Consider the following 6,296-nt stretch of genomic DNA (forward strand, 5'->3'; position numbering starts at 1 on the left):
CCCCCGGGCCCGACCTGGACCCAGCCGTTCTGAACCTTCGCAATTTCATCGAAGAGGTACGCCGCAAGAATCTGGACGTGCCGATTTACGTGTATGGCGAAACCAAGACCTCGCGCCATATCCCGAACGACATCCTGCGAGAGCTCCATGGCTTCATCCATATGTTCGAAGACACGCCCGAGTTTGTGGCGCGTCACATCCTGCGTGAGGCCAAAAGCTACCTCGAAGGCGTGCAGCCGCCGTTTTTCAAGGCGCTGCTCGATTACGCCGAAGACGGCTCCTACTCCTGGCACTGCCCCGGGCATTCCGGTGGCGTGGCTTTCCTCAAAAGCCCGGTCGGCCAGATGTTTCACCAGTTCTTTGGCGAGAACATGCTGCGCGCCGACGTCTGCAACGCTGTAGAAGAGCTCGGCCAACTGCTGGACCACGACGGCGCCATCGGCGCCAGCGAGCGCAATGCCGCGCGCATCTTCAATGCCGACCACTGCTTCTTCGTGACCAACGGCACGTCGACCAGCAACAAGATGGTGTGGCACCACACGGTGGCGCCCGGCGACGTGGTGGTGGTGGACCGCAACTGCCACAAGTCCATCCTGCATTCCATCATCATGACGGGTGCGATTCCGGTGTTCCTGAAGCCGACGCGCAACCATTTCGGCATCATCGGGCCGATTCCGCAGAGCGAATTCGAGCCGGACGCGATCCGCGCCAAGATCGACGCCAACCCGCTGCTCAAGGGCGTGGACAGCAGCAAGGTCAAGCCGCGCGTGCTGACACTGACACAGTCGACCTACGACGGCGTGCTCTACAACACCGAAACCATCAAGGGCATGCTGGATGGCTACATCGACAACCTGCACTTTGACGAAGCCTGGTTGCCGCACGCCGCTTTCCATCCGTTCTACGGCACCTACCACGCCATGGGCAAGAACCGTGTCCGGCCGAAGAACGCCGTGGTGTATGCCACCCAGTCCATCCACAAGCTGCTGGCCGGCATCAGCCAGGCCAGCCATGTGCTGGTGCAGGACTCGCAGGACGTGAAGCTCGACAGGCACCTCTTCAATGAGGCCTACCTGATGCATACCTCGACCTCGCCGCAATACAGCATCATCGCCAGTTGCGACGTGGCCGCCGCCATGATGGAGCCGCCCGGCGGCACCGCGCTGGTCGAGGAAAGCATCGCCGAGTCGCTGGACTTTCGCCGCGCCATGCGCAAGATCGACGAGGAATACGGCGATGACTGGTGGTTCAAGGTCTGGGGGCCGGACAAGCTGGTGGAAGAGGGCATCGGCGAAGGCCAGGACTGGATCATCAAGGGTGAATCCCGCAGCGCCAAGACGGCCAAAAACGGCGCCAACAACTGGCATGGCTTTGGCCAGATGGCCACCGGCTTCAACATGCTGGACCCGATCAAGTCCACCATCGTCACGCCCGGCCTTGACCTGAACGGCAAGTTCGCCAAAACGGGCATCCCGGCCAGCATCGTGACCAAATTTTTGGCCGAGCATGGCGTGATCGTCGAGAAAACCGGCCTCTACAGCTTCTTCATCATGTTCACCATCGGCATCACCAAAGGCCGCTGGAACACGCTGCTGACGGCGCTGCAGCAGTTCAAGGACGATTACGACAAGAACCAGCCGATGTGGCGCATCCTGCCCGAGTTCTGCCAGAAGTTCCCCAAATACGAGCGCATGGGCCTGGCCGACTTGTGCCAGCACATCCACACCCTGTACGCCAAATACGACATCGCGCGGCTGACGACCGAGGTGTACCTGAGCGACCTGGCTCCGGCCATGAAGCCGAGCGACGCCTACGCCCATATTGCCCACCGCACGACAGAACGGGTCGAAATCGACCACCTGGAAGGCCGCATCACCGTGGGCCTGGTCACACCCTATCCACCGGGCATTCCACTCCTGATCCCTGGCGAAGTGTTCAATCGGAAAATCGTGGATTACCTGAAGTTCGCGCGCGAGTTCAATGCCCAGTGCCCGGGCTTTGAAACAGACATCCATGGCCTTGTGGAGCAGGTGGATGCCAAGGGCAAGACGCGCTACTACGCGGATTGCGTCAAACGCTAGGCAGGAATAAACAGGTACTTTCGTTTGCTATAGTCCTTTCCATATTTATTGGGAGGGGAGCATGTTCAAGACGATTCTCTTCGGAGTCCTCGGCGTCATCGTCGGCGCAGTATTCCTGCGTGCGCAGGCAAGCTCGGACAACGAATTGCGGCTACTCATGGCCAACGGCAAGACGGCGGTGGTCGAGCCGATCAAGGAGTACAAGAGTTTTTCCCAAAAGGGACACACCACCTACACGGCGGAACTCAAATTCCGCACCGAGGCCGGGCGGCCCATGACAATCAAGCGCTCGTTCCCCGAGGCTGTGCTGAAGGACTTTGAGGCGGGCAGGCCAGTGAACATCTACTACATGCCTGGCGACCCGAGCCAGGTGGGGTTCGCGCAGGAAGCCGGGGGATCGTCCTTCCTCAAGTGGATTGGCTGGTTCTTCATCGTTGCCAGTCTGGGCTACACGGGCCTTGGTTTGCTGGCGAGCCAGAAAAAATAAAACCGGCTCCTCGAATCTTTGCTATTCTTTTTGTAGCTGACTGCGCACAGCTGGAGAGCCCCACAGCCATTTTTCCGTGTGAATCAGCAGGTGTGACAGGTAACCAGGCCAGCGCAAGGCGTTCGCGGCGGCGTGCCGGCCTTCAAACTCACCGTTAACGCTCGCTTTTAAAGCCGCTGGTCTTCCCGTACCCGCATGAAGCTGGCAAACCGGGGCAGGCCACTGTCAGTGAGCCCGCGAAAGCGGTAAGTGATGGTGCTGCCGACCGGCGGGGGATTCTGGCGCTGCGCATCGCTGAGCCCGGTGCCCAGCTTGAAGCGCGGGCCGGCCTTGCCATCCTTGCCGGGCATTTCCACCAGCAGCGCGCCCAGCAGGCCGGCGTACTTCCCCTTGCCGGGAACATGCGCCACCACGCGGGCTTCGGTGTCTTCATGGGTTTTGACCTTGAGCAGGTCGTCGTTGCGGGCGTCCTTGTAGAGGGACGCGCCGCGGTGCAGCATCAGGCCTTCGCCGCCGCGCTTGACGGTGGTGGCCAGCAATGCCTGCAGGGCGGCATGGCTTGCCACCTTCGATTGCCCCACGGCCTGCACCCAGGGCTGGTCGATGCGGCTCACCACGCCGTTGAGGGCCGGAATCCGCTCGCTGAACGGGCCGCCCTGCGCGGGCAGGTCAAACACCATGAAACGCATGGTCCGCCAGGCGTCGTCATCCGGTGTTTGCTGGCGCACGGCAGACACTGCCCTGGCAAACTGGCCGCGGCCGGCCCACAGTTCGCCATCCATGGGGGTTTTGGGCCAGCCTGCGGTAAACCAGGCCGGGGCCGCGATGCGTTCACCCCCACGCGTGAGCAGCTGTTCGCCGTCCCAGTAGCCGCGCACGCCGTCGAATTTTTCACTGACCCAATAATCCTGCAGTGAAACGCCGGGGTGATACACCTTGGCAAGCATCAGCGGGGGCGCCTGCGCAACTGCGGACGCCGACAGCGCAGGAAGCGCTGGAGCCAGCAAGCCTGCAGCTGCCAGCAGCCAATGAAGTGTTTTGAGGCGAAAAAAGGCCTTGTTGGCCCGCTCGCCGGAGCTGGTGATATGTTGCCGCATGGCCCTCCCTGTTTTTCTTGACTTATAGCTGTATGAATGTACAGTTTATAGTTCAAATTTGCGGCGTGCAAGCGTGCTGGTATCGCGTGTGTCGCTCGCGCAACCTGTCAACCCAAGAAGGCCGCAAGGGCCATGAAAGGAATCACGCCGATGACGCAAAAAATCACTTCCAGAGGAAGTTGCCATTGCGGAAAAGTTGCCTTTGAAGTTGATGGCGAGCCCACCAGCGCTCTGGCCTGCAACTGCTCCATCTGCCAGCGCAAGGGGTCGCTGCTGTGGTTTGTGCCGCATGCCCAGCTCCGTTTGCTGACCCCCGAAGAAAATGCCGGTACCTACCAGTTCAACAAGCATGTGATCAGCCACCGTTTCTGCCCCACCTGTGGCATTCATCCTTATGGCGAAGGGACGGATCCTGCCGGTAATCGCATTGCAGCGATCAACGTGCGTTGCCTCGAGGGGATCGATCTGGACACCATCAAGGTAACGCATTTCGATGGGCGCTCTTCCTAGTTCTTCCTAGCTCTTCCTAAAACCCCCGGCCCCTCAGGCGAAGGCGATAACCCGACACTTCGCCTTTAGCCGTAGAGCGGTATTCGCGGCCCCTATTTATTGCTGTTTGACTCCCGTGGCTTGCCTGCCTCGGCATTCTTTTATCGACACCATGACTTCCAGCGACATTGAAAATATCGAGCGCGCCACTGTGGCGGCTGTATCACCCGAGGACCAGCTTGAAATCGGGGGCTGGCTGCTGCCCTTCGACAGCGGAACCGTCAGCCGGGCCAAAAGCGCTGTGCCTTTGCGGCATGAGCTCCCCGCCGATGGCGTGATTGATCGCATTGAAGGGCAGTACYGCACGCGCGGCATGCGGGCCGTCTTCCGGCTGGCCAATGAGGCCTGCTTTGATGCCTTTCGCAGCGAACTGGGTGCGCGGGGCTACACGGCGGGCAAGCCGGTGCTGGTGGAAGTGGCACAGGTCAAGTCCATGCGCGGTGTGTCTGTACAGGCACTCGCAGAAACCGCCAGTGCGCCGGACGAGGCCTGGGCCGCGCTGTTCCTGGCCGAGGGTTTTGATCCCGTGGACGGCGCCAGCCGTGTCAGGTCACTGGGCCGCGGACGCGATTCGGTGTTTGCCAGCGTGCGCGAAGGCGGCAAGGCCATTGCCGCCGGCGCAGTGGCTTTCAGCCACGGATGGTCCAGCGTGCACGGCATGCGAACCGATCCGGCACACCGCGGCAAGGGACTGGCAGGACGGGTATTGGCCGCCATGGCTGAAGTGGCGATGCAGCGGGGCATTGAGCGCGCATTCCTGCAGGTGGAAGAAGGCAATGCCGCGGCGCGGGCGCTTTACCGGCGGGCAGGCTTTGAAACGGTCTGGAGCTATGACTATTGGACACAGGCTTGATGCCTGAATCCGACGAAAAGCGCAATACTTTGCTATTATTTTTATAGCTGCTAGCGCTTATCTGTATTGGGTTTCAGCCTGATTTTGCACTATTTTGAAGCCCCGGGGCAGCCGAATCTGGCAGTTCTATTGCCTGATCCGGCTTTAGTCGCCTGCAAAGTGCCTGCAGGCCTTATTTGATGCACGTATTTGGCCTGCAGGTCAATAGGCACGGGCGCCAACAGCTATCTATTTCATAGCGTTTACTGCCGCGCGACAGCCTACGTCGCGCACGCAGCGCCCGGCATCGGGCGCGGAGCCCCTCAGGCTTCGGCTGCCGGCTCGGCGATGCCGCCCACCACATGGCTGAAACCCCCGTCGACATAGGTGATCTCGGCGCTCACGCCTGCGGCCAGGTCGCTCAGCAAAAAGGCGGCGACGTTGCCGACGTCTTCAATTGTCACGTTGCGGCGGATTGGCGAGGCTTCGGCGACCACGCTCAAAATCTTGCCGAAGCCCTTGATGCCGCTGGCGGCCAGGGTTTTGATCGGGCCGGCGCTGATGCCGTTGACGCGCATGCCCTTCGGGCCCAGCGATTCGGCCAGGTAGCGCACCGAGGCTTCCAGGCTGGCTTTGGCCAGGCCCATGGTGTTGTAGTTGGGCACGGTCCGCACGGCGCCGAGGTAAGTCAGCGTGAGCAGGGCCGATTTTTTGTTGAGGTAGGGGAGGGCTGCCTTGGCCATGGCCGGGAAGCTGTAGGCGCTGATGTCGTGCGCGATCTTGAAGGCTTCGCGTGAGAGGCCCTCCAGGAAGTCGCCGGCGATCGCCTCGCGCGGCGCAAAGCCAATGCTGTGCACAAAGCCGTCAAAGGTCGGCCAGGTTTTGGAGAGGTCGGCAAACATCTTGTCGATCTGCGCGTCGTCGCCCACGTCGCAGTCAAAAATGAGCTTGGAGTCGAAGTCGGYCGCAAATTCGGTGATGCGGTCCTTGAAGCGCTCGCCGACGTAGCCGAAAGCCAGCTCGGCGCCCTGGGCATGGCAGGCCTTGGCAATGCCGTAGGCGATGGACCGGTTCGAGAGGACCCCCGTGATCAACAGTTTTTTGCCAGTGAGGAATCCGGTGTTGGTGGCCATGCAGGTGCTCCATTAGGTAGTTCGCGGGGAAGGGCAAGGACAGCAAGGACAAGGGCGCAGTATCTGCGCCGCTGGACTCTTGCCTGCTCAAGTAGTGCAGAATTGTCGCATGCGAAG

The 6,296-nt window shown here is 61.0% G+C and carries 6 protein-coding genes; 4 read left to right on the forward strand and 2 right to left on the reverse strand.

Annotated features, from left to right (window positions below; all coding sequences use genetic code 11):
* A partial coding sequence (locus AC1D0Z_RS14585) for an Orn/Lys/Arg family decarboxylase (protein WP_477658943.1) occupies positions 1-2,081 on the forward strand: 2,081 nt, incomplete at its 5' end.
* A 61-nt stretch (positions 2,082-2,142) separates the two neighbouring features.
* The gene (locus AC1D0Z_RS14590; protein WP_477658944.1) at positions 2,143-2,568 is read left to right on the forward strand and encodes a DUF3592 domain-containing protein; all 426 of its coding nucleotides are present in this window, start codon (positions 2,143-2,145) and stop codon (positions 2,566-2,568) included.
* A 167-nt stretch (positions 2,569-2,735) separates the two neighbouring features.
* On the opposite strand, the gene AC1D0Z_RS14595 is transcribed toward AC1D0Z_RS14590, so the two are convergent.
* Positions 2,736-3,665 (reverse strand): DNA ligase, encoded by a 930-nt coding sequence (locus AC1D0Z_RS14595; RefSeq protein ID WP_477658945.1) that lies wholly within the window; start codon positions 3,663-3,665, stop codon positions 2,736-2,738.
* Positions 3,666-3,827: 162 nt separating this feature from the next.
* Here AC1D0Z_RS14595 and AC1D0Z_RS14600 point away from each other — a divergent pair, with 162 nt between their 5' ends.
* Together AC1D0Z_RS14600 and AC1D0Z_RS14605 are read left to right on the forward strand one after the other, a co-directional pair.
* On the forward strand, positions 3,828-4,175 hold the full coding sequence (locus AC1D0Z_RS14600; RefSeq protein WP_477658948.1) for a GFA family protein: 348 nt from the start codon (positions 3,828-3,830) through the stop codon (positions 4,173-4,175).
* Between the two features lie 151 nt (positions 4,176-4,326).
* Positions 4,327-5,067: a GNAT family N-acetyltransferase gene (locus AC1D0Z_RS14605; RefSeq protein ID WP_477658946.1), complete on the forward strand. Its 741-nt coding sequence runs from the start codon at positions 4,327-4,329 to the stop codon at positions 5,065-5,067.
* Between the two features lie 302 nt (positions 5,068-5,369).
* Here the strand turns inward: AC1D0Z_RS14605 and fabI are convergent, their stop codons facing one another.
* Entirely contained in the window at positions 5,370-6,179 is an 810-nt protein-coding gene (fabI, locus tag AC1D0Z_RS14610) for an enoyl-ACP reductase FabI (RefSeq protein WP_477658947.1), read from the reverse strand.
* Between the last annotated feature and the right edge of the window lie 117 nt (positions 6,180-6,296).

This window comes from Polaromonas sp. P1_E3, assembly GCF_056405935.1.

Coding starts and splice junctions, on each gene's coding strand:
- AC1D0Z_RS14590 (WP_477658944.1), top strand. CDS start 2,143: ATGTTCAAGACGATTCTCTTCGGAGTCCTCGGCGTCATCGTCGGCGCA.
- AC1D0Z_RS14595 (WP_477658945.1), bottom strand. CDS start 3,665: ATGCGGCAACATATCACCAGCTCCGGCGAGCGGGCCAACAAGGCCTTT.